The following is a 22807-nucleotide window of genomic DNA, read 5'->3' as shown; positions in this document are numbered from 1 at the left end:
GCTCCGGTGCTGGATCCGGACGAGGCCCGCCGCCTGCGCGCCGAGCGCTTCGCCGAGCGCGCCGCGGAGGTCGCCTAGCCACCGGCCCGTAGGGTCGAAGCGCCCTGGGGCGGTCACGGTGAGAACCGTGGCCGCCCCCTTTCGTTTCGGACCAAGGGTGTGGCCTGGGGCGGGAATGAAAACGGTCATCATTGCGCTGATGGAGGTCGACCGTCGAGGAGGCACGCATGGCACGAGACAATGCACGACTCATCATCAAGCTCAGGTCCACCGAGGGCACCGGGACCACCTACGTGGCCCGCAAGAACCGCCGCAACACACCGGACCGTCTGGTCCTGCGCAAGTACGACCCTCGACTGCGCCGACACGTCGAGTTCCGTGAGCAACGCTGACTCGGCCGCACCGAAGGAAGAGGCCCACATGAAACAAGGAATCCGTCCCGAGTACCGACCCGTCGTCTTCCGTGACAAGGCCGCCGACTTCGCCTTCCTCACCCGGTCCACCGTGACCACGGACAAGAGCGTCGAATGGGAGGACGGCGACACCTACCCGCTCGTCGACGTCGAGATCTCCAGCGCGAGCCACCCCTTCTACACCGGCAATGCCCGAGTGGTGGACACCGCCGGTCGGGTGGAGCGCTTCCAACGCCGCTATGGACGCCGGTAACCGAACACACCGCGGGCGGCGTGGCCGGGACACGGTCCAGGCCCCGCCCCCGCATGGAAAGGCAGGCCCGGAGGGCCGTACCCGAGCGCAGAACATCACGCGCCGACACCCGCGCCCACCGCTCCCAGTGGAAGGCGACGACCCCCGACCCGGTAACGGTGCGTGTGCGAGGCCGTGAGCACCGAGTACCCCGCGACCTCGTCCGCGCCCACGGACGAGGACTCCCGCCCCTACCCGAGTGAGACCGCTCGCCGGAGTTCGGGACCACCACCTGCTCCCCTCGCTCGGTCCTCGACGCACCCCGAAGACCTCACCTTCCTCTCCAACGGTCGAAACACCACCACCCCTGGTCTGCGAAACTCCACGAATCGGGCAGGCTTGTCCTCGTGAGATCAACCTCGACCGACGCACCGGCCCTCGCCCCGGGCCGTCCCGCCGCCCGCGCCCCGCGCAGCCCCGTCGACCTGTTGCTGGGACTCGGCGGCCTCTTCCTGGTCTTCGTGGTCCTGGTACTGGTCAGTGACGTGATGGCCGAAGGGGGACCGACCGACGACGCCTCCCAGCTTCGCGCGGTGATCCCCGCGGGGGTGCTCCTCTTCACCGCCCTGGGTGCCAACCTCCTGCTCATCATCCTGGTCGCCTACGTGATCCTGCGGACCCTGATCGTCGGAGACCTGCGCGCCCTGCTGCGCGCCATCGTCTCCGCGGTCTCCGCGTACGCCACGACCTCCTGGGTCAACGACGTGTTCAGGGCCGCGATCCTCGACACGGACCCGCTCCCCGAACTCCCCGACGGTGTCCTGACCGCCGCGACCCTCGGCTACGTCGCCGCCGGGATCGCGTTCGCCCGCACCATGCCCACCGGCCGACCGCGGGTGCGTTCCTTGATATGGGCCGTCAACGCCGTGATCGCCGTCACCGCGATCATGGCCGGGGTCAGCAGCGTCCTCGCGGTGCTCTTCACGGTCCTGATCGGCCTGACCTGTGCTTCCCTGGCCCGCTTCGTGATCAGTGCGAGCGTGCCGCCGCCCGCCACGGACCGTATGCACGATGAACTCCGACGCTTCGACCTGAACGCGGATCGGATCGTTCGCGCCGGGATCGACGAGGACGGGGAACCCCGTTATCTGGCCGACCTCGACGATGGACGTCGGATCGAGATCTGTGTGTTCAGCTCCGAGAACACCAGCGGTTTCTGGTGGCGCCTGCGTGACCTGTTGTTCCTGCGCGGTCCCGTCGCCCCCCGCGTCCTCTACAAGGTCCGCAGTCGCGCCGAGCACGCCGCCCTGATGAGCGCCGCCGTCCGTGACGCCGGGGTGTGCGCGCCCCGCGTCCTGGCCTTGGGAGAGCTTGCCCCGGGGACCATCCTGCTGGCCCGTGAAGACTCACGGATCCGTGGCCTGGACACCCTCGAACCCGAGCGGATCACCGATGCCTTCCTCGACGACCTATGGCACCTGTTGGGTTCGCTGCACCGGCGCCGTATCGCGCACGGCGACCTCCACGGAAGCACCGTCGGGGTGCGGGAGGGCGAATCCGAACGGGGATCGGTCGCGACCCTGACCGGCTTCGACCATGGTTCCGTGGCCGCCACGCCGCTGCGCACGTCCCTGGACGTCGCGGCCCTGCTCACCCTGTCGGCGCTGTGCGTGGGGGTCGAACGGGCGGTGGACTCGGCCGTGCGCGCCTTGGGCGTGGACGCCACCGCTGCGGTCCTGCCCCTGCTCCAACCTCCCGGTCTGCCTCATCGCCTACGTTCGGAGGTACGCCGTACCGACCGTGAACTCCTGAGCCGGCTGCGTCGTCACCTGACCACGATCGCCCCTGAGGCACCGGCCGAACCCGCCCGTTTGGAACGGATGCGTCCGCGCACCATCGTCAGCGTGGTCGTGGCCACCGCCGTCGGGCTCGTGCTGGTCTACCAGCTCGCCGGGGTCGACCTGGCCACCATTCGTGACGCGGACCCGGGGTGGGCCCTGCTCGCCTTCGCCATGGCCACCCTGTGCATGCTCGCCGCCGCCATGGTGCTGGTCGGTTTCGTTCCCTCTCCCCTTCCTTGGTGGCGCACGGTCATGGTGCAGTACGCCGCCTCCTTCGTGCGCATCGCGGCTCCGGCCGGGCTCGGATCGATCGCCATCAACAGCAGGTTCGTCATCAAGACCGGGGTGCCCACCTCACTGGCGCTGTCCGCGGTCGGCCTCACGCAGTTGGTGGGCTTTCTCATCCACGTGCCACTGCTGTTGGTGTGCGCCTACCTCACCGGCACCTCCTACTGGACCGGGTTCACCCCCTCCCCGACCGTCGTCGTCATCATCCTGGTGAGTACCGCCATCGTGGCGGCGGTCCTGCTCCACCCTCGTATGCGCCGGGCGGTGGGCGGCCGGTTGCGCCCCTACCTGCGAGGGACGCTGCCCCAACTACTGGATCTGTTCCAACGGCCGGTGAGCCTGCTGCTGGGTGTGGGAGGGACCCTGCTGCTCACCGTCGGCTTCATCCTGTGCCTGCACTTTTCCGTCCTGGCCTTCGCAGGCCCCGAACACCAGGTCGCTCTGATCGCCGTCGCCGTGGTGTTCCTCGCCGGCAACGCGATCGGTTCGACCGCCCCCACCCCGGGCGGGCTGGGAGCGGTGGAGGCGGCGCTGATCGGTGGGCTCGCCGCGGTGGCCGGTGTCCCGGCGGCCGTGGCGCTGCCGGCGGTGTTGTTGTTCCGGGCGCTGACCTTCTGGCTCCCGGTCCTGCCGGGCTGGGCGGCGTTCGGTTACCTGCAACGCCGTGAGGCCATTTGAGCCCGGCTCAGGAGAGCAGGAACACACCCAGCAACAAGAGCACCACCAGGACTCCGAGGACGATGCCGTAGCGGTAGGGGAGACCCACGAAGGGCGGAGCGATCGGTTCGACGGTGGTCGCGGTGCCCGTCGATTCGAGGTGGATCGGGGTGGGGGCGGGCACGGTCGCTTCGATCGGCTGGGGTTCGGTACCCTCGGTGCCCTCCGCCGGGGTCTCTCCTAGCACCGATGTCGTGGTGGCCTCTGGTGCCTCCAGGCTTCGGGGCGGCCAGGTGCGCTCCAGCCCTTCGGCGGTGCAACGCTCGACCACCTCCGAGGGTGTGGGCCGAAGCCCCGGGTCGTGCGCCCAACAGTCCCGGATCAGGGCACGCAGGTCGGTCGGCAGGCCGGCCAGGACCTCCACCGGGGGAGGGGAGACCAGGTTCATGAGTATGCGCGGCTCGGAAGGACCGTCGAAGGGGCAGTTCCCGGTCGCGGCCTGGGCGAGGGTGGTACCCAGCGCGAACATGTCGGAGGCCGGGGTGAGCGGGGACCCCTCGGCCTGTTCGGGTGACATGTAGGGCAGGGTGCCGAACACGTGTCCGGTTCCGGTCATGGTGCTGCCTTCGGTGGGACGGGCGATCCCGAAGTCGATCACGCGGGGCCCGTCCGGGGCCAGGAGGATGTTGCTCGGCTTGATGTCCCGATGGATGAGGCCCTCGGAATGGATGGCCTGTAGGGCCTTGGCGAGCAGGACGGCCAACGCTCGGACGGAGGGGACGTCGAGCGGGCCCCGCTCGCTCAATTCGTCCTTCAACGGTGGTCCGGGGACGTGTTCGTAGGCGATCCAGGGGCGTTCCGAACGCGGATCGCTGTCCACCACCTCGGCTGTGTATCGGCCGCCCACTCGCGCGGCGAGCTCGGCCTCCCGGGCGAAGCGAGCACGGTAGTCGGTACCGTCCAGCCGGTCGTCCTCCACCAGGGCGGAACGGACCACCTTGACCACCGCGCAGGATCCGGTCCGGTCACGTCCCAGGTACACCTGGCCCATGCCGCCGGTGCCGAGCCGGTGGGTCAGCTCGTAGGGACCGATCCGGTCCGGATCGTGTGGGGTCAGGGGCAGCACGTCACACCTTCCTCAATGGCTTCACCCTCACTGTGTTCCCTTTTGAGAAGGTTCATCCCATCCTGGTGACGATCACCACGAAAACGAGTACCGGTTCGATTCGACTCGTGGTTGACGCGACGTCAACTCCTACGGTGCTTCCCAGGGCCGTGAAGACCGGCCTGAAGAGGAGCGCCCGATGTCCTGGTCGATGGGCGAGGTCTGCCGAACCAGTGGTGTGACCTCTCGGACACTACGTCATTACCACCATGTCGGCCTGCTGGAGCCACAGAGCGTGGGACCCGGCGGACAGCGCCACTATGGACGCCGTGAACTGCGAAGACTCCAACGGATCCTGGTCATGCGCGAATTGGGTCTGGGCCTGGCGGACATTCGCCGAATCCTGGACGCCGAAGACGACGAGGCCACCGCGCTCCGACGGCATCTGCGCGAGCTGGAGGCCGAACGCGACCGCTTGGGCGCCCTCATAGAGACCGTGCGTGGCACCGTCGACGCCTTGGAAGGAGAGAACGTGAGCGGTATCGGACCAGAGGAGCTCTTCGCGGGCTTCGACACCGGCTACTACGAGGAGCGGGCGCGCACTCGATGGCCACGGCAGTGGGCACGGGCGAGCGAGGCCGGCCGGGGCCTGACCCCGCTCCCGCCGCCCCTCACACCGGGTGGGGCGGCGGGTCCGGTGCTTTAGAGCACGTCCGTGGACACGTCCAGGACGGTGCGCTCACCCGAGGAGACCAGGTCGAACTGCGGTCCGGTCCGAGGCAGTTCGTGGCGGAAGAAGTAGGCCGCCGCGGCCCGCTTGCCCTCGTAGAAATCGCCGTCCTTGCCGTGCGCGGCGAGCAACTGCTCCAACCACAGCCACGCCACCACCACGTGTCCGACCGCCTCCATGTACGGGGTCGCGTTGGCCAACGCCACCGCCGGATCGCCTTCGGACCAGGCCGCGGTCGCGGCCTCGGTGGTCCGGGTCAGAGCTGCGTCCAACAGTTGGGCGTACTCGGCCTCGACCCCGCCCAGCGCACGTGCGGCGGCCACCGTGGTGCGTGCGGTCTCCACCAGCAGCGTCAACCGCGCTCCGCCGTCCAGCACGGCCTTGCGCCCCAACAGATCCAGTGCCTGGATGCCGTGGGTGCCCTCGTGGATGGCGTTGAGCCGGTTGTCGCGGTAGTGCTGTTCGACGTCGTACTCACGGGTGTAGCCGTAGCCGCCGTGCACCTGGATGGCGAGACTGTTGGCCTCCAGGCACCACTGGGAGGGCCAGCTCTTGACGATGGGGGTGAGCACGTCCAGTAGCAGACGGGCCCGCTCCGATTCCTCCGGGGACTCGGCGGAGGCCTTGTCGTCCACCAGACGGGCACAGTACAGAACCAGGGCCAAGGCGCCCTCCACGTAGCTCTTCTGCGCCAGCAGCATGCGTCGCACGTCGGTGTGCTCGGTGATCGGGACCTGGGGCTGAGCGGGGTCCTTCGCGCCGAGGGGGCGTCCCTGGAGCCGCTCGCGAGTATAGGCGAGCGACTTCAGGTAACCGGTGTAGCCCACCGCCATGGCACCGGCGCCCACCCCGATCCGGGCTCCGTCCATCATGTGGAACATCTGCCGCAGGCCCTGGTGCGGTTCGCCGACCAGGTATCCCACCGCGCCCGGCGCGCCGCCCGGGGTGTGCTTGCCCTCACCGAAGTTGAGCAGGGTGTTGACGGTGCCTCGGTATCCCATCTTGTGGTTGAGCCCGGCGGGCACGACGTCATTGCGCTCACCGAGGGTGCCGTCCGCTTCGACCAGGTACTTGGGCACGATGAACAGTGAGATGCCCTTGACCCCGGGGGGGCCACCGGGGATCTTGGCCAGGACCAGGTGGACGATGTTCTCGGTCAGTTCGTGGTCGCCCCCCGAGATCCACATCTTGTTGCCGAACAGCCGGTAGGTGCCGTCGCCCGCGGGTTCGGCGCGGGTGGTGATGTCGGACAGGGAACTACCGGCCTGGGGCTCGGACAGACACATGGTGCCGGTGAAGCGCCCCTCCACCATCGGATGTACGAAGGTGTCCACCTGCTCGGGGCTGCCGTGTGCCAAGAGCAGGGAGGCGTTGCCGTTGGTGAGTGAGGCGTAGGCGAAGGTGCCCAGGTTGGCCGCTTGGAAGTAGGCGTTGCAGGCGCTGAAGACGACCCGGGGGATCTGGTCGCCGCCCACCGAAGCGTCCATGGCGATGGAGGACAGGCCGGTCTCGGCGTAGACCTCCAATGCCTTCTTGGCCTCGGGGTTGACGTGGACGCGCTCACCGTCGAAGCGGGGTTCGTTGGCGTCGTTGAGCTTGTTGTGCGGGGCGAAGTGGTCGGTGGCCACGCGCTCGGCCAGTTCCAAGGCGCCGTCGAAGGTCTCCTTGGAGTGGTCGGCGTACCGAGGGCGCCGGGTCAGGGCCTCGACGTCGAGCCACTCGTACAGCAGGAACTGTAGGTCGCGTGCGGACAGCAGGGTGGACGCCACGGGTTGCCTCCCAAAGTGAAGAACCGACTGGTCGGTATGCTACCTGCCTCGGGGAACCCCTGAGTGACCGGGGCCACTGGTGGCAGCGTCCTTTTTGCGCCCCCTGCTCGCGATGATCTTGCCCATGGCGCCTATGTTAGCGCTAACATAGGCGCCATGGGCAAGATCATCGCTGGGTGCTGGGTGCTGGGGCGATAGGCAGGTGCCTCCCCTAGTCTGGTGCCCTCGAACACCACGACCAGGAAGCCGCACATGTCCGACACCTCTCGCACCGTCCTGCTGCTCAACGGCCCCAACCTCAACCTGCTGGGCACCCGGGACCCGAAGCAGTACGGCACCACCACCCTCGCCCAGGTCGAGGAACGGGTGGTCGCTCTGGGCAAGGAACTGGGTGTGGAGGTGGTCTGTGCGCAGAGTAACAGCGAGGGCGTTCTGGTCGACCACGTCCATTCCGCCCGACACATGGTGGGCGTGGTGATGAACCCCGGCGCCTACGCCCACTACAGCATCGCGTTGCGCGACGCGATCGACGCCATCGAGGCCCCCGTGGTCGAGGTCCACATCTCCAACGTCTACGCCCGGGAGGAGTTCCGGCACACCTCGGTGACCGCTCCCGTGGTCGCGGGTTACGTGGCCGGGTGCGGGACCGTGGGCTACGAACTGGCCCTGCGCGCCGTCCTGGCGCGCGACGCCGAGCGTCGATCCTGAACGCACCCGGCCGGCAGGACCGACTGGTCGGTATGCGGTGGGCGTGAAAATGATCGCCTCAGCGGTAGGTCATCAACTCCGGCCCACCCTGCTCCAAGTGGGCGTGGTCGTTGAACGACAACAACTGCGTCCCACCGCGCCCGTGCGCCAGCTTGCTCACCGAACCGTTCACCACCACCCGGTTCATCGCCACGAAGCCCGACTCCGGCGCGTTCAGCAACGCCGAACAGGCCGCGCTGATCACCCCGGCCGAGGTGAACACCAGCGCCGTCCGGCCCTTGCCCAGGGCGGTGGCCACCTCGTCCAAGGCCGCGCGAACCCCCTCACGGAACTCGGGCCATGAACCCGCCCCGGTGCCCGGCGCCGAGGTCCAGGAGTTCAAGGCGGTGTCCAACCGCTGTTGGAGGGTGCCCGTCTCGACGGGAAAGCGACCCAGCAGGTGTAGATGGTCGTACTCGTTCCAGCGCTCGTCCACGGTGGGCGCGACGTCGAGCCCGGCCTCGGCCAAGGTGGCCACGGCGGTCTGGCGCTGACGGCGCAAAGACCCCGTCACCACCCGCTCCACCGGCAGGCCACGCCGCTTGAGTTCGGCGCCCAACAGGCGTGACTGCTCGTACCCGGTGGGGCTGAGCCGGTCGTAGTCCTCGGCCTCGGGGGAGGCCTTTCCATGACGGATCAGGTAGATCGTTGGCATGGGCTCAATGTACGGGGGACGTCCAGCACCATGACGTCCGGGCCCCGACGGACCCCTCGACCGAGCATGGCGCAACCACACTCGACCTCCTTGGGCCGGTATGAAGGACGGAGCCGGCCACTCGGTCCTTCGGCGTCCCGAGTGACGAGGAGAACATGGGAGCACTGTTCACGGGAAACCCGTCCCTGCGGCACCGGATTCGGTCCGCTCTGCACAAGATGCGCAAACGCGTGTCCTCGCACCTGTCCCAGATCCTGTTGGCCGTCATCGCGGGTGTCCTGGCCTGGAGCATCGCCGGAGGGCTGGTCCAGGACCACACCCCCTTCTTCGCTCCCATCGCCGCGGTCATCGCGCTCAACGCCTCGGGGGGTGAACGCGGAGTCAACGCGGTTCGGATGCTCACCGGTGTGTTCATCGGCATCCTGGCGGGCGAGTTCGCGCTACTGATCACCGACCGAGGGGCCATGGCCATGGCGGTGGGTACCGGCCTGGCCATGATCGTGGCCGCCGCGGTCAAGGCCGAACGCATCGTCATCGGCCAGGCGGCGGGCAGCGCCATCCTCACCACCATCTTCATCGCCGACGGCAGCCCCGGCCTCGACCGACTCGTCGACGCACTCATCGGCGCCGGAGTGGCCCTGCTCTTCAGCCAACTCCTCTTCCCGGTCCGTCTGGTCACCATGCTGCGGCGTATCGAGGAGGACGCCCTGAACGAGATCGCCCGGATGCTCGACGACGTGGGCCGTTCCCTCAAGAGCGAGGGTGGGGAGGCCGACGAGCAACTGGTCAACCGCCTCGGTGACCTGAGTCGACCCATGGCCCAGCTCAGCAAGGCACGAGAGTCCAGCATGACCACGATCCGCACGTCCACCATCCGCTGGGGAGACCCACGACCGGTGTTGGACGAGGACGAGGTCATCGAACGCCTCATCCTGCTCGGTGAGAGCTGTCTGTTCCTGGCCCGTACCGTCACCGCCATGGGGGCGCAGGAACGCGACGAACTCTCACCCATCGTGTGCGACATGGCCGAAGCGCTCACGATCCTCGCCGACGACCTCAGCAGCCGTGAGGCACGTGAAGAGGCCGTTGAGCGTGTCTTGAGCGCCGCCCGAGGTTACGGCCCGGGGGAGCCCGAGGACGACCCCGTCACCCACGCCACCCACCTGGCCGTGGACATGGTCGCCACCGACATCATGGTGTTCGCCGGCATCCGCTTCGAGGACGTCGAAGACGTCCTGCTGGGTGAACTGGAGGACCCCACGGTCCCTCCGCCACTCCAGGAGCCCTGGTTGCCGTGGCTGCGTTGGCGCCCCGGTCGACCCGTGATCCGGTTCGGACGCTTTCGCGAACGTGACTGACCGCTCCCGGGGCGACCAGGGCGTTCCAGGGTCGCGGTGGTCAGGGGAGTTCGGCCGCAGGCGTCGGCCCGCTCCGGACGGAGGAGGGCTCGAACCGCACCACCACCGACTTGGACGTGGGTGTGTTGCTCACGTCCGCGGTGGAGTCCAAGGGCACCAGCACGTTGGTCTCCGGGTAGTAGGCGGCCGCGCCGCCCCGCGCGGTGGGATAGTGCACCACCCGAAAGTGCGGGGCGCGCCGCTCCCGACCATCACTCCACTCGCCCACGATGTCGGTGTAGGCACCATCGGCCAGGCCCAGCTCACGGGCGTCCTCGGGGTTGACCAGAACCACCCGACGTCCCTGGCGGACGCCCCGGTACCGGTCGTCGAGCCCGTAGACCGTGGTGTTGTACTGGTCGTGCGAACGCAGTGTCTGCAACAACAGCCGCCCCTTGGGCACCCGCGGCGCGTAGGTACCGTTCACCGTGAAGTTGGCCAGGCCGGTCGCGGTCGGGAACCGCCGATCGTCCCGGGGCGCGTGCGGCAACGCGAACCCGCCGCGCCGCCGGGCCTTGGCGTTGAAGTCCTCGAACCCGGGCACCACCGCGGCCACGTGGTCGCGCACCCGGTCGTGGTCGGCCATCGCGTCCCAGTCCACCGGAGCGTTGCCGAACAACCGGCGGCCCAGGCCACGAACGATGTCCAGTTCCGACCACATGTGCTTCGACAACGGTGTCAACACTCCGTGGGAGGCGTGCACCAGCCCCATGGAGTCCTCCACCGTCACCCAGCGGGCCCGTCCCTGGTACGTGTCCTTGTCACTGCGGGCCAACGCGGGCAGGATGAGCGCCCGCGCGCCGGTGACCACGTGCGAACGGTTGAGTTTGGTGGACACGTGCACCGTCAACCCCACCCGACGCATCGCTTCCTCGGTCACCTCGGTGTCGGGGGAGGCGGAGACGAAGTTGCCGCCCATCGCGAAGAACACGCCGACCTCACCGCGCCCCATCGCCCGGATCGCGTTCACGGTGTCGTGCCCGTGCTCACACGGCGGCTCGAAGCCGAACTCCGAGCCCAGCGCGTCCAGGAAGGCCGGGGAGGGCCGCTCGATGATGCCCATCGTGCGGTCGCCCTGCACGTTGGAATGGCCGCGCACCGGGCACACCCCCGCACCCGGCCGGCCCACGTTGCCGCGCAGCAGCAAGAAGTTGACCACCTCGCGGATGGTGGGCACCGAGTGCTTGTGCTGGGTCAGACCCATCGCCCAGCACACCACGATCCGCTCCGAGGCGATCACCATGGCGACCAGTTCCTCCACCAGTGACCGGGGCAGCCCGGTGTCACGTTCGGTGCGCGACCAGAACTCCTCCTCGGGTTCGGCGAGCAGTGCCTCGGAGAACTCCTCGAACCCGTGGGTGAAGGTCCGCACGAAGTCGTGGTCCAGAACCCGCTCGCCGCGTTGGTCCGCCTCCAACAACAATCGGTCGAGGGCGCTGAACAGGGCCAGGTCCCCGCCCACCTTGATCTGCATGAAAAGGTCGGTGAGTTCGGTGCCGCGCCCCACCAGCCCTCGCGGGCTCTGCGGGTTGCGAAACGCCTTCATACCGGCCTCGGGCAGCGGGTTGACCGTGACGATCCTCGTGCCCGCGCGCTTGGCCTTCTCCAGGGCCGACAACATCCGTGGGTGGTTGGTGCCCGGGTTCTGCCCGGCCACGATGATCAGATCCGCCTGGTGGACGTCCTCCAAGGACACACTGCCCTTGCCCACGCCCAAGGTCTCGGTGAGCGCCGAACCGGAGGACTCGTGGCACATGTTCGAACAGTCCGGCAGGTTGTTCGTGCCCAACTGTCGGGCCAGCAACTGGTAGGCGAAGGCCGCCTCGTTGCTCGTCCGACCGGAGGTGTAGAACACCGCCTCGTCGGGGGAGGCCAGCCCTCGCAGCTCCTCGGCCACCAGGTCCAACGCGGCCTCCCACGAGATCGGCTCGTAGTGGGTGGCGCCCTCGGGTAGGTACACCGGTTCGGTCAACCGGCCTTGCTTTCCCAGCCAGTAGCCGGAGCGCTCGGCCAGAGTAGCGACCGGATGCCGGGCGAAGAAGTCCGCGCCCACCGCGTGGCGGGTGGCCTCCTCGGCCACCGCCTTGGCGCCGTTCTCGCAGAACTCCGCGGTGTGCCGCTTGTCCGCCTCCGGCCAGGCACATCCAGGGCAGTCGAAACCGCGCTTTTGGTTGACCGCGAGCATCGCCGGCAGTCCGCGCATCACTCCGGCCTGTTCGCCCAGATGACGCACGCTGCTGAGCACTGCCGGGATTCCCGCCGCGCTCTCCTTGGGGGCTTCGACCTCCGGCGCGTCCTGCACGGGATCGGTCATGTCCGAATGGTGGTGTCTCACCTCACACATTCTTCCATCGGGTGCTCCGGTGGCCAACGCCTCCCAGGGGGAGGGATCAATCCACGGTGCCGGTGAAGGTCACCGGTGGGTACAACGGTACGAAGTCCTGGTCATGGAACTCCACCGTGTACTGGAGGTGGGTATCGTCCTCTTCGGCCCAACAGTCCTCGTCCCAGGAACCGGAGCGCCCCGGTCCCAGGCTCTCGGGCGGATTGACGCCGGCACCCAGGGCGGGCGTTCCCGACTCTCGCGGTGGATCGCCCACCGAGCAGGACCGCGTCACCGACCCGGTCTGTACCGTCTGGTCGCCCTCATTGGCCAACTCCACCCGCCAGGACAGGTAGGAAAGGTCGCCCTCCTCACCGGTGGTGGGGTCGACCCCGCCCTCCTCGACCCCGCGTTCGAAACCGCTCAGGCCGATGGTGAGCCCGTCCGCGAACTCGTGGGTCTGGTCCAAGCCCACGCTGACCGCCTCGAACCCGCTCGTCGGCCGTTCTGAAGCATCCTCACCGGGCTCTTGGGCGAGCACCGGAGAAGGCGGGGCGGAGGCCAGATCATGACCGAACCAACCGGCACCGAAGCCGATGACCAAGGCGACCACGGCGGTGACGACGGTGGTGCTCCAGCCGACTCTGGTCAAGTGCGCGTCCTTCCCCGTCCGAGTGAAAGCCCGGTGTTCGCGGGCGACCGTACCGCACCCTGGGAAGGAGCACGCGTTCGGACGTAGTGGGTCAAGACCTGGAACCGACGCGCGCCGCCCCACGACTTCGCAGGATGGGCGCATGAACACACGAAATCGCCCGGTATCGGGCCTACCCCTGCCGGTCCTGGTCCTGTTGGCCCTGCTCGCCGCGCCGCGTGTGGTGCTGCACGACCTCGGGATCATCCACGAAGGGACCTTCGTCAACGCCCTGTTCGTGTTCGCCCCACCCCTGGTGTGGATCATCGTGGTCCTGTGGCGCCGCGTGCCGAACCCCTTCCTCACCCTTGTCGTGGTGGGACTGCTGTATGGAGTGGTGCTCATGCTCGGTCACCAACTCCTGTGGCACCTCGCCTGGGAGGGTGAGGCGCCCAGGCTCGGCGGCGCCCTCGCCGACCTGTCTCCGATGGTGCAGCAGGTCATCCTGCGCGGTTTCGCGGCGTTGAGCAGCCTGGTCACCGGCACGATCGTGGGCGCCATCGGCGGTCTGATCGCCTGGGCCGTGAGTAAGGCCCTCCCGGAATCGACGAGAACGGGGTGAGATCAGTTGACGGGGACCTCGGCGCCACCGGTGATCTCGACCAGTTCGGTGTAGGTGAGGGGGAAGATCGTGTTCGGGGTGCCGCCCGCCGCCCACAGCGTGGGATGGTCGGCCAGGCTGGGGTCCACCACGGTCTCCACCGGTTTCGGATGGCCCACGGGAGCGACCCCGCCGATGGCCTGCCCGGTGGCCGCTCGTACCTCCTCCGGCTCGGCTCGGCGGATCCGGCCCTTGCCCGTGCGCTCGGCCAGCAGCTCCACGTCCACCCGGTGCCGCCCGCTGGTCATCACCAGCAGTGGCGCCTCATCGGCCATGAACACCAGACTGTTGGCGATGGCACCCACCTCACACCCCAGGGCCTGAGCGGCCTCGGCGGCGGTGCGGGTGGACGCGGGCAGCGCGCGCACCCGTCCGCTCAGACCGAGTTCCTCCAGCACCCGCGCCACCTGACGGCTGCGTTCGGGTAGTTCCGCACCCTGGTTCATCGGTGCCCTCCTCACGTTCGACATCGCGCGCAGACTATCGTCCACAGTGGCCAGATCGCCTGGTCGGGACCGGTCGCGGGGTGAAGCCGGTGAGGAGGCCGAGTTCGGCGGGCCCCAAGAGCAGCGGAAGTACCCACGGGCCCCGGGAGGGCACACCGAGGGTCCCGCGCGGGCCGGCCGAGAACGCCGCGACAACGAACGCGTCCTCCGCGCCGTGCCGAGCACTTCACTCCACGGGGGTCAGGGTGATCGTGCCGTTGTCGGTCCGGGCACTGATGGTGCTCTCGGCGAAGGAGTCCACGTCCACGTCGGTGATGATCTCACCGTTGTCGGCGGTAGCGAACACCATGTAGGGGCCCTGGGGCAAAGCCAAGGTCGCGTCGCCGTTGTTGGTGCTGACCCCCACCTCGGTGGGGCGTGCGGCGAAGGCGGCGTCGATGCCGCCGTCGTCCGTGGCCAGGCGCACGGTGTCGGAAGCGACGTCCTCGAGCGTCAGATCACCGTTGGCCGAGGAGAGGTCGATGGGGCCAAAGGCACGGGAGAGCAGGACCGGACCGTTGTCGGAGGTCACCTTGACCATGGACGTGAACCCGGTGAGGGAGACCGATCCGTTGTCCGTGCTCACCGACAGGTCGGTGTCGGCGGGCGCTTCCACCACGTAACGCACGTGGCAGCGGGAGAACAGGGAACATTCGGCGTCCAAGGAGAGGGTGTCGCCCTCCAGGCCCCATTCGCCCCCGGCCTGCCCGGACTCCTGGCGGGTCACCCGTACCCCGTCGATGTCGGAGGCCACGAGCGTGAGCTCGGCCTGGCCGCCCTCCACGATCAAGGGCTCGGGCACGTCGCTGAAGGTACGCTCCTGGGGCTCACCCGGATCGGCGCTCGAACACCCCGCCATCAAGGCCATGGCAAGGACCAGGAGCACCCGCGATACGGCACCGGTCGTGGGAAGGGCGACCCATGGCCTCATGGGACCTCCTGTGGCGTGGTCGGCGGCTCCATGTCGCGAACCTGATCCGGTCATTGGTATTGACTACCCACAAAGACCAAAGAAACCGGTCAACGCTTCTCCATGGCCGCCGAATCCGTCACAACGGGGCGCCCGACGTCTCGCGCCGTGCGCCCCGAAGGAAAGAGGGGCCCGGACCAGTCCAGGTCGTAGACCCGTACGTGGTCTATGGGAGATTCGGAGAGAATCCGGGATCGCTCCCATGGGGCTCACCCATCGGTGGTGTCCCTGGCTTCCGTTCCGGGCCGTGTGTGGAGCCGGCCCGCCACCACGGCCACGGCGCCGCCCCCACCGACCAGCATCAGCACCGCCGAGAACACCCACTCCCGTGACCCACCAGGCCCGTAGACCCGGTCGGCGGCGCCCACGTCCACAGCGGCGATCTCCACCCCTTCCACGCAGTCGGCTCGATCCGCCGCGTGCAACCGCACCGCGCGCTCACCACGTTCGTCTTCGGCGCCCTCCTGGGAACCGGGGGAGTCAGGAAGGTCCGGGTGGAAGGTCCCCTGGCACACGCAGGACTCGTGCCCCGGATGTCGCACACAGGACAGGGAGGAGGCCACGAACGTCCCGGCGGCGCCCTCGCCCCGAGCGGCCCGCACCCCCTGCTCCCAACCGGCCCACCCCACATACCCCAGCAGCAGGGCCGCCACCGACAACACCAGTGAGAACGCGCTCGGCCGGGCCGCCCATCGAATCCGCCGCATCAGGGCCTCCCCACGCGCGGGGCCAGCAGAGCGGCGAACGCGCACAGCGTGGCCGCCAGCAGCCACACCGGCCCGTACCCGCCGCCCACGTCCCGCAGCAGACCACCGGTGACCGCCATCGCTCCCGCACCCACCTGGTGCACCGCGTTCACCCAGCCGAAGACCACCGCCCCGTCGGCGCCGAACACGCGCCGCGCCAACAGGATCGTCGGTGGCACCGTCGCCACGTCCAACAATCCGAACAACACCACGAAGGTCACCATCGCCGGGCCCGCCTGTGGCCCGAGCACCACCGGCAGCACGGCCAGGAGCAACGCCCGTCCCCCGTAGTAGGCGACCAGCAACCACCTGGGATCGAACCGGTCCGACAACCACCCGGAGAGCACGGTCCCCACCAGGGAGAACACGCCCACCACCGACACCAGGGTCGCCGCCACCGTCACGGCCATGCCCTGATCCTGGGCGGCGGGCACGAAGTGCGTCCACAACAACCCGTTGGTGGTGGCCCCGCACATCGCGAAGGTCCCCGCCAGCACCCAGAACCGGCGATCGCCCACCGAAGTGGCCAGCACCCGCAACGTGCGCGTCGCCGCTCCCGGTCGCGGCGACGGCTTGGCCACCGGACACGGGGCGCCGTAGGGACGAAGCCCCACGTCGGCCGGGTGATCACGCAGGACCATGACGGCCAGGGTCGCCAGCACCGTGGCGGTCAACGCCAAAGTCACCACCGCCGGACGCCAGGAATGGTGGTCCACCATCCAGGCCAGGCTCGGAAGGAACACCATCTGCCCGAACGCGCTCGCACCGGTCAACGTGCCCACCACCAGGCCACGTCGCTCCACGAACCAGTTCTGGGCCACCGTGGCGGCGAAGGTCATCGAGAGCGAACCGGTTCCGGCCCCCACCAACAGCCCCCAGTACAGGGTGAACTGCCAGGGCTGGGACATCAGCGTCGTCGAAGTCGCCCCCACCGCGATCAACGCCAGCGCCACCAGCGCGACCCGGCGCAGACCGAACCGGTCCATCCAGGCCGCGGCGAAGGGGGCGACGAGCCCGTAGACCACCATGTTCACCGAGGCGGCCAGACCGATGCTCGCCCGCGACCACCGGTACTCGGTGCGCAGGGGATCGGTGAGCAGCCCCGGCATCGTCGCGAAGGCGGCCGCGCCCGTGATGACCAGTCCCGCGACCAGGGCGATCAGCCAGGCCCGGCGCGGCCGGACGGGAGAGCGTTCGTGTGTCGTCGTCAGCATGGAACCAGGTTGGTTCCGAGCACCCCATCGCCGACAGTGGCTCGAAAGCCAACAAGTGAAAGAATCGGGCCATGAGCATCTTTGGGCATCCCCAACGCCACCCGGTGGCGGTCCTGGTTCGTCAAGGCCTGCTGTCCTTCGAGGCCTCCGCGGTGCACCGCCTGTTCGGCCAGGCCCGCGACGCCGACGGCGAACCCCTCTACGAGGTGCGCACCTGTGCTCTGGAACCCGGACGAGTGCGCACCGACACCGACTTCGAGATCCTCGTCGACCATGGACCCGAAGCCCTGGCCGAGGCCGCCACCGTCGTGTTGCCCGCCGCCGACGAGGACTACGGGGAGCGCCCCCACGACCCCCTGGCCCCGGACCTGGCCGCTGCCCTGGGCCTGATCCCCGCCACCGCGCGCGTGGCCTCCATCTGCACCGGCGCGTTCGTGCTGGCCGCCGCCGGGATGCTGGAGGGGTGCCGGGTCACCACCCACTGGCGTTCGGCCCGATACTTCCGCTCGATGTACCCGCACATCGACCTCGACCCCGACGTGCTCTACACCGACAACGGTCGCCACCTCACCGCCGCCGGGGTGGCCTCCGGGATCGACCTGTGCCTGCACATGATCCGATGCGACCACGGCGCGGCCGTCGCCAACGAGGTCGCCCGGGGCACGGTCGTGCCGCCCCACCGCGAGGGCGGGCAGGCCCAGTACATTCGCCGACCCCTCCCCGAACCCGGTCGCGCCGCCACCGCCGGGGCCCGTGCGTGGGCGCTGGAACACCTGGAGGAACAGCCCGGTCTGCGGGAGATGGCGGATCGGGCGGCGATGAGCGTGCGCACCTTCACCCGTCGGTTCCGCGAGGAGACCGGGATGTCGCCGGGGCGGTGGCTGGCCGAACAGCGCCTGGACCTGGCCAGGAGGTTGTTGGAGGGTTCGGACCTTGCGGTGGACCGGATCGCCGAACGCGCGGGCTTCGGTACCGGCACGTCCCTGCGCCAACACATGCACCAGGCGTTGGGGGTCTCGCCCAGCGCCTACCGGCGGACCTTCCGTGGGTCCGCCTGAGCGGCCCGGGGGTTCGCGGGAACCGGTGGACTACCCGGCCTCGACCAGGGAGCGCGGCGTGGGAGGGGTACTCAGGAGTTCCTCGGGCGCGGTCAGGTACCAGGCCTCCAGGGTGAGCTCGCTGAGCTCGTCCAGGTCGACGCCTTCCAGGTGGACGACCACCCAACCGAAGGAACCGGTGGTGAACTGCACCTCGAAGACGTCGGGTCGTTCGGCGACCAGAGCGGCCTGTTCGATGAGGGTCTGCTTCAGACCCACGGTGGCGGTGTCCGGCCACAGGTAGGCGAAGGGTTTCTCGTGGACCCGGAAGGTGGTGTACCGCTCCGAGTCCGTGCTCTTGCAGTCGGGGAGTGCCTGTACCAGTCGCACGAACCGCTCGATCTCAACGCTCATGCGAAAAGACAACCACATCCCACCGACACCGCTCCTTCCGGTCTCGCACAGCCGGGGCCGAACCACCGGGGACGCCGATCGCAGGTCACCGGACCGGTGGCGAAAGTCGGTTAAACCGGGCAATAACAGGGCGGAACGATCGCGGAGGTCATCGTCATGGCGATGGTGAACGCCAAGGGGGCCACGAGGACCAGGCCGGCCGACACCGCACGTCCCAAGGCCGGCGTCCGTGAACACCTCGGAGCGGGCGTGAGGTGTCGACGCACCCGCTCGACCGGGCAGGCGCCGCCGATGGACAAGGCGACGGTGTCGGACGCGCCATCGGAGCCGGCGAAACGCCCCAGGGCGTGGGCCAACGGCCCCACCCCTACCCGGCGCACGGCGCGATCGTCCGCGGCCCATTCGACCAGGACGGGAACGCGCTCGGCGGCGGCCCGTAGCAAGGGAACCCTCGGAAAGGCCTTGTCCAGCAAACGCACCCAACCCACGAGCAGGTGATGGCCACCGTCGAGGTGGGCCCTCTCGTGTTCCAGAACGGCGTGGGCCTGCCGTGGGGTCAGAACCTCCAATGCCCCGCTGGTGATGACGATACGGCCCCCGTTCCCGGGTACGCAGTAGGCTTCCGGACGCGGCGAGGGAACCAGCCACACCTGGTGACCGTGCAGGACACGGGGCACGGCGCCCTCGTCCAGCTCACGGGCGTGCCCGCGCCGCCAGGACCGTCCGGCCCGACCACGGAGCAGGCCGGTCCACACCAGTCGGCCGGCGGCGAACAGGCCCAGCAGCAGGGCGGCTCCCACGGCGACCATGGCACCGGAGCCATGGGACTCCACGGCCTGGTAGAGGCTCACGCAGGTGGCGACGATGCCCTTGAGCGAAGGCCCCAGCAGCTCGGCCGCCGCGACCAGGACCAGGGCGATGCACGAGAGCAACCACACCACGCTCGCGCCCACCCACAGGGTGAGTTCGACGCGAGGACCGGGGTCATGGTTCGAGGTGGCGTGACGCAGCACGCCGGGTCCCTTGACACTGAGCGCGGCCACGGCACCGATCGCCACGAACGACCACATCACGGCTCCTCCTCGGGGAGTTCGGCCAAAAGCGAGCGCAGGGTCCGCACCTCATCGGGACGCATGCCGTCGACGAAACGCAGGAGCGTGGCCCCGGCGTCCCGGCTGCCCTCCAACGCGTCGCGCATCTGTTCGGCGGCGTGGGTGGAGCGGTCGCGTATCGGCTGGTAGAACCACAGACGCCCCAGACGTTCACGCCGTACCCACCCCTTGCGGCGCAGGTTCTCCAAAACGGTGGAGATCGTGGTGTAGGCGATCCCCTCACGCGGAAGGGAGTCCAACACCTGCCGAACGCTCAGGCTGGAGGGGGAGGCCCACAACGCCTCCATGACCTCCGACTCCAACGATCCAAGGCCCGTGACCATGGCACCCGTCTCCAGTGAATTCCGTCGCGGCTTCGTCCGCGCCTTCGTGTGATTCTATCCACCATAGAAACCGGTCCGGTGGAGGGAGGCCCCGGCCGAGGGGATCCATCGAACGGCTCCGCTCAATCCAGGGGGAGGGCGGCGAACACCCGTGAGTCCTCGGCGGTGGTGACCTCCACCAGGGCCGGTCCCCCCGGGAGCGCTGCGGCGGGTAGTTCGGTCGGTCCGTCCCACTCCAGCTCGACCGTCCCGGTCCGTACGTCCAAGGCTCGGTGCGTCCCGTCCTCGTCGAGGTAGAGGTCGGCGCCGACCGACCCGCGCACGCGGACGTTGGAAGGTACCGAACGTCGCCACAGCGGAGCCTCGCCCTGCTCGCTCACCACGTACACGCTCGATGTGTCCGGAGCATCGACGGGCGCCCCCAGGACCGCCGTCAGACCGTCTCCGAGGTCCAGCGTCTTGGGCTCACGATCCGGAGCGAGCGTGAGGATCCGCTCCCCGGTACGAAGATCGTGCACCGTGTACAGCAAGGGCTCCTCCTCGTCCGCCGAAGCGGCGGTCCACACGAGCGTGACCGCCGCCCCGGAATCGCCGGCCGGCCGGGGCCCGTAACCGACCCGGACGCTCGTGGTGTCCAGCTCCGAGGGAATCTCCAGATCGGTGTGCTCCCATAGGCCCGTGCCGTCGGCGTCGACCGCCCGCAGCGCACCCTCACCGTGGGCCAACAGCAGACCGTGGTACTCGTGCAGGACCACCTCGCCCTTGTTCTCGTCGGCGACCACCGCGCCCGTACTCGGGCTCAGGGCGACCTTGGGACCGGTGTGGTCGCTCATCACGCTCCCCTGGATCGCCGCGAAGACCAGGCCCGGGCCCACCAGGGTGCCCGGAACGTGGGTCGGCCCCCAGGCGAGTTCGCCACTGTCGGGGTGAAAGGCCGAGGCCGTGGTCCTGGTGGCCAGGAAGCCCCCTTCCGGGTCCCTCTCCTTGTCGAGCAACACCACCAGTTCCGTGCCGCCGTTTGGATCACGGACGAGGGTGAACCCGGTGCACTCGGGGTCGCGCTCGGTCGACCACCTGGTCCGGCCGGTGTGGTCGACCCCGAGGAACTCGACCGCGCCGCCCTCCCGCTTCTGCGACACCCCGATGAACATCGACTCGGTGGCCTTGGGCTCGGAGGAGAACGGCGCCGTCCACAGGGGTTCGCCCCGTAGGGGGTGGGGGAGCGGAGCGGAGACCTCCGGGGGAGGCAGGGCCGGATCGTCACGAGGTTCGGTGTGGGATCCACCCGCGTTCGGTACCGCGCAGGCGCTCAGGAAGAGCACCACGGCGCCCACCAGGACACCGTGGCCCTTGGCCGATGGCACGGGTCAGCCCCTTTCCGAGGTCTGGTCGCCCTGGAGGAGCGAGGCACCATCGTCGGTCTTCGAGGAAGTGGACTCCGTGGCCTCGGCGTCACGGCTCCTGGCGCGCCAAGTGAGCAGGAACAACGCACCGGCCAGGACCATCACCAGGACCAGTGCGATGAGATCGGTCATCGTCCCCAGACGGTGGAGCGACTCCTGCGCCCGGTAGGCGAGCCGTTCCGCCTGCTCCATTCCGGGCAGGCCCACCATGGACGCCGTGCCGTCGAAGGCGATGAAGAGCACCCCGATGCCGATGAACAGGCCACCGCTCAACAGCGCGGTGGTGTGCGTGGTCACCGGGCCCAGACTCACCGACCGACCCCGTAGCCACCGACGACGCCCCAGTTCGTAGCGGTCCCACATCAGGGCCAACGCGAACATGGGAAGCACCATGCCCATGGCGTAGGCAGCCATGAGCAGCATGCCGCGCAACGGGGTGCCGGTGGCCGCGACGGTGAGGACCGCACCCAGGATCGGCCCGGAACAGAATCCCGCCAATCCATAGACGGCGCCCAGCCCGAGCACCGACAGGTGACCCCGGCCCGCGGCGAAACGCCCCTGGGCTCGCGCCAGAGGCCCCCAGGTGAAGCCCAACCCCAGGATTTGGGCGATGCCGAAGGCGATGATGACGCCACCGGCGACGTTGATGAGCGTTTCGCGGTGGCCGTAGAACAGGACGCTGACCATGGCCGAGCCGGCCCCGAGCGGAATCAGGGTCAGGCACAGTCCGAGGTAGAAGACACCGGTGCGCAGCAGGAGGCGCCCCGGGTCACGGAAGGCGTAGGCGAAGAAGGAGGGCAGCAACAGGGCGCTGCATGGGCTGAGCAAGGCCAGGACGCCGCCCGCCACCGCGGCGAGGAAACCGATGTCCATCGTGCTCACGCCCCGGCCGCGGTCAGGGCGGTGTCGATGCTGTTGAGGAATGTCGGCAGGGGCTGAGCGCCCATGACCGGGTCCCCGTTGATGATGAAGGCCGGGGTGCCGGACACCCCGATCTGCTGTCCTTCGAGGAAGTCGGCGTCGACCTGGCTCAGCAGTTCCTCGCTTCGCAGATCGGCGTCGAAGCGTTCCATGTCCAATCCGAGGTCGTCGACGATCGCCCTGAGCTCTCCTTCGGCGTCGGAGGACGACGTCAGTTCGTCCTGCCGGGCGAAGACCGCCTCCTGGTACTCCCAGAAGGCGTCCTGCTCGGCGGCGGCCAGCGCGCCCACGGAGAGGTCACGGGCCGGGTCTCCCAGGTAGGGGAACTCGCGCCACTCGATACGCAGCTCGCCGGATTCGACGTAGCGTTCGACCAGTTCGGGCTGGGTGTCCTGGGCCCAAGCGGCGCAGAAGGGACAGGTGAAGTCGGAGTAGGCGATCATCACCACGGGGGCGTCCTGTTCGCCCATGGCCGTGGGGTCCGCGGCCTCGCGCCTGGCCAGGCTCTGCCCCCACTCGCGTTGCTCCTCACCGATGGGATCCTCTACCGCCTGGTTCGCGGGAGCGGTGCCCGAGGTCCCTGGCTCCGAGGGGTCCTCTTCCAGGGCCAGCCCGATGGCCACCGCCACGACGAGGGCGAGTAGCACCGCTCCGGTCAGGAGCAGTGGTGTGGTCGTGGTGCCCTTGGATCGTCGGGACATGGAACACCTCTACTTTCTATGTGCGATAGAAG

The 22807-nt window shown here is 68.9% G+C and carries 24 protein-coding genes; 9 read left to right on the top strand and 15 right to left on the bottom strand.

Annotation, left to right across the window (positions count from 1 at the left end):
* Positions 1-227 precede the first annotated feature (227 nt).
* The 4 genes from rpmG (at position 228) to D472_RS0103160 (ending at position 3452) form a co-directional block, all read left to right on the top strand.
* Positions 228-392 (top strand): 50S ribosomal protein L33, encoded by a 165-nt coding sequence (gene rpmG / locus D472_RS0103170; RefSeq protein WP_017603056.1) that lies wholly within the window; start codon positions 228-230, stop codon positions 390-392.
* 28 nt (positions 393-420) lie between these two features.
* On the top strand, positions 421-666 hold the full coding sequence (locus D472_RS0103165; protein WP_017603055.1) for a type B 50S ribosomal protein L31: 246 nt from the start codon (positions 421-423) through the stop codon (positions 664-666).
* Positions 667-719: 53 nt separating this feature from the next.
* Positions 720-908 carry a 50S ribosomal protein L32 gene (gene rpmF / locus D472_RS27360; RefSeq protein ID WP_083903366.1) on the top strand — a complete coding sequence of 63 codons (189 nt, stop codon included), beginning with the start codon at positions 720-722 and terminating at the stop codon, positions 906-908.
* 144 nt (positions 909-1052) lie between these two features.
* A complete protein-coding gene (locus D472_RS0103160) occupies positions 1053-3452 on the top strand; it encodes a lysylphosphatidylglycerol synthase transmembrane domain-containing protein (RefSeq protein WP_017603054.1) in 2400 nt (799 codons plus the stop codon).
* 7 nt (positions 3453-3459) lie between these two features.
* Here the strand turns inward: D472_RS0103160 and D472_RS24740 are convergent, their stop codons facing one another.
* Positions 3460-4557 (bottom strand): serine/threonine-protein kinase, encoded by a 1098-nt coding sequence (locus tag D472_RS24740; RefSeq protein WP_051045928.1) that lies wholly within the window; start codon positions 4555-4557, stop codon positions 3460-3462.
* Between the two features lie 178 nt (positions 4558-4735).
* Here D472_RS24740 and D472_RS24735 point away from each other — a divergent pair, with 178 nt between their 5' ends.
* A complete protein-coding gene (locus tag D472_RS24735; protein WP_017603053.1) occupies positions 4736-5242 on the top strand; it encodes a MerR family transcriptional regulator in 507 nt (168 codons plus the stop codon).
* On the opposite strand, the gene D472_RS0103145 is transcribed toward D472_RS24735, so the two are convergent.
* Entirely contained in the window at positions 5239-7035 is a 1797-nt protein-coding gene (locus D472_RS0103145; RefSeq protein ID WP_017603052.1) for an acyl-CoA dehydrogenase, read from the bottom strand. The two genes, D472_RS24735 and D472_RS0103145, sit on opposite strands and share 4 nt — an antisense overlap.
* 252 nt (positions 7036-7287) lie before the next feature.
* Here D472_RS0103145 and aroQ point away from each other — a divergent pair, with 252 nt between their 5' ends.
* Positions 7288-7743, top strand: coding sequence for a type II 3-dehydroquinate dehydratase (gene aroQ, locus D472_RS0103135; RefSeq protein ID WP_017603050.1), 456 nt, complete (start codon positions 7288-7290; stop codon positions 7741-7743).
* A 58-nt stretch (positions 7744-7801) separates the two neighbouring features.
* Here the strand turns inward: aroQ and D472_RS0103130 are convergent, their stop codons facing one another.
* Complete coding sequence (locus tag D472_RS0103130; RefSeq protein ID WP_017603049.1) at positions 7802-8437, bottom strand: histidine phosphatase family protein; 636 nt, start codon at positions 8435-8437, stop codon at positions 7802-7804.
* Between the two features lie 155 nt (positions 8438-8592).
* Between D472_RS0103130 and D472_RS0103125 the strand changes: the two genes are divergently transcribed.
* Positions 8593-9795 (top strand): FUSC family protein, encoded by a 1203-nt coding sequence (locus tag D472_RS0103125; RefSeq protein WP_017603048.1) that lies wholly within the window; start codon positions 8593-8595, stop codon positions 9793-9795.
* Between the two features lie 40 nt (positions 9796-9835).
* Here D472_RS0103125 and D472_RS24730 read toward each other — a convergent pair whose 3' ends face one another.
* Both D472_RS24730 and D472_RS0103115 read right to left on the bottom strand, forming a co-directional pair.
* Positions 9836-12178 carry an FdhF/YdeP family oxidoreductase gene (locus D472_RS24730; protein ID WP_051045927.1) on the bottom strand — a complete coding sequence of 781 codons (2343 nt, stop codon included), beginning with the start codon at positions 12176-12178 and terminating at the stop codon, positions 9836-9838.
* A 46-nt stretch (positions 12179-12224) separates the two neighbouring features.
* Positions 12225-12809: a hypothetical protein gene (locus D472_RS0103115; RefSeq protein WP_017603046.1), complete on the bottom strand. Its 585-nt coding sequence runs from the start codon at positions 12807-12809 to the stop codon at positions 12225-12227.
* Positions 12810-12951: 142 nt separating this feature from the next.
* Here D472_RS0103115 and D472_RS0103110 point away from each other — a divergent pair, with 142 nt between their 5' ends.
* Positions 12952-13410 carry a hypothetical protein gene (locus D472_RS0103110; protein WP_017603045.1) on the top strand — a complete coding sequence of 153 codons (459 nt, stop codon included), beginning with the start codon at positions 12952-12954 and terminating at the stop codon, positions 13408-13410.
* A gap of 2 nt (positions 13411-13412) precedes the next feature.
* Here the strand turns inward: D472_RS0103110 and D472_RS0103105 are convergent, their stop codons facing one another.
* The 4 genes from D472_RS0103105 to D472_RS0103090 all read right to left on the bottom strand — a co-directional run bounded on the left by D472_RS0103105 (position 13413) and on the right by D472_RS0103090 (position 16864).
* Positions 13413-13895 (bottom strand): YbaK/EbsC family protein, encoded by a 483-nt coding sequence (locus D472_RS0103105; RefSeq protein ID WP_017603044.1) that lies wholly within the window; start codon positions 13893-13895, stop codon positions 13413-13415.
* Positions 13896-14121: 226 nt separating this feature from the next.
* A complete protein-coding gene (locus D472_RS0103100) occupies positions 14122-14865 on the bottom strand; it encodes a DUF4097 family beta strand repeat-containing protein (RefSeq protein ID WP_017603043.1) in 744 nt (247 codons plus the stop codon).
* Between the two features lie 248 nt (positions 14866-15113).
* Positions 15114-15611 (bottom strand): hypothetical protein, encoded by a 498-nt coding sequence (locus tag D472_RS24725; protein WP_017603042.1) that lies wholly within the window; start codon positions 15609-15611, stop codon positions 15114-15116.
* Positions 15611-16864 carry an MFS transporter gene (locus D472_RS0103090; protein ID WP_017603041.1) on the bottom strand — a complete coding sequence of 418 codons (1254 nt, stop codon included), beginning with the start codon at positions 16862-16864 and terminating at the stop codon, positions 15611-15613. The genes D472_RS24725 and D472_RS0103090 overlap by 1 nt, the downstream gene beginning before the upstream one ends.
* A gap of 71 nt (positions 16865-16935) precedes the next feature.
* Between D472_RS0103090 and D472_RS0103085 the strand changes: the two genes are divergently transcribed.
* A complete protein-coding gene (locus D472_RS0103085; RefSeq protein ID WP_017603040.1) occupies positions 16936-17922 on the top strand; it encodes a GlxA family transcriptional regulator in 987 nt (328 codons plus the stop codon).
* A gap of 30 nt (positions 17923-17952) precedes the next feature.
* On the opposite strand, the gene D472_RS0103080 is transcribed toward D472_RS0103085, so the two are convergent.
* The 6 genes from D472_RS0103080 to D472_RS0103055 form a co-directional block, all read right to left on the bottom strand.
* Positions 17953-18315: an MmcQ/YjbR family DNA-binding protein gene (locus D472_RS0103080; RefSeq protein ID WP_017603039.1), complete on the bottom strand. Its 363-nt coding sequence runs from the start codon at positions 18313-18315 to the stop codon at positions 17953-17955.
* 110 nt (positions 18316-18425) lie between these two features.
* Positions 18426-19385, bottom strand: a complete 960-nt coding sequence (locus D472_RS0103075; RefSeq protein ID WP_017603038.1) for a M56 family metallopeptidase — start codon at positions 19383-19385, stop codon at positions 18426-18428.
* Entirely contained in the window at positions 19385-19750 is a 366-nt protein-coding gene (locus D472_RS0103070) for a BlaI/MecI/CopY family transcriptional regulator (RefSeq protein ID WP_017603037.1), read from the bottom strand. Before D472_RS0103070 ends, D472_RS0103075 begins: the two co-directional genes overlap by 1 nt.
* Before the next feature lie 122 nt (positions 19751-19872).
* Positions 19873-21114, bottom strand: coding sequence for a PQQ-binding-like beta-propeller repeat protein (locus D472_RS0103065; RefSeq protein ID WP_017603036.1), 1242 nt, complete (start codon positions 21112-21114; stop codon positions 19873-19875).
* 3 nt (positions 21115-21117) lie between these two features.
* Positions 21118-22026 carry a cytochrome c biogenesis CcdA family protein gene (locus D472_RS24720; RefSeq protein ID WP_017603035.1) on the bottom strand — a complete coding sequence of 303 codons (909 nt, stop codon included), beginning with the start codon at positions 22024-22026 and terminating at the stop codon, positions 21118-21120.
* A gap of 5 nt (positions 22027-22031) precedes the next feature.
* On the bottom strand, positions 22032-22775 hold the full coding sequence (locus D472_RS0103055; protein ID WP_017603034.1) for a DsbA family protein: 744 nt from the start codon (positions 22773-22775) through the stop codon (positions 22032-22034).
* Positions 22776-22807: the final 32 nt, after the last annotated feature.

The sequence above is a fragment of the Nocardiopsis alkaliphila YIM 80379 genome, assembly GCF_000341005.1.
Taxonomy (GTDB): Bacteria; Actinomycetota; Actinomycetes; order Streptosporangiales; family Streptosporangiaceae; genus Nocardiopsis; species Nocardiopsis alkaliphila.
The sequence above is the reverse complement of the archived record's forward strand: the minus strand, read 5'-3'. Positions and strand labels throughout refer to the sequence as shown.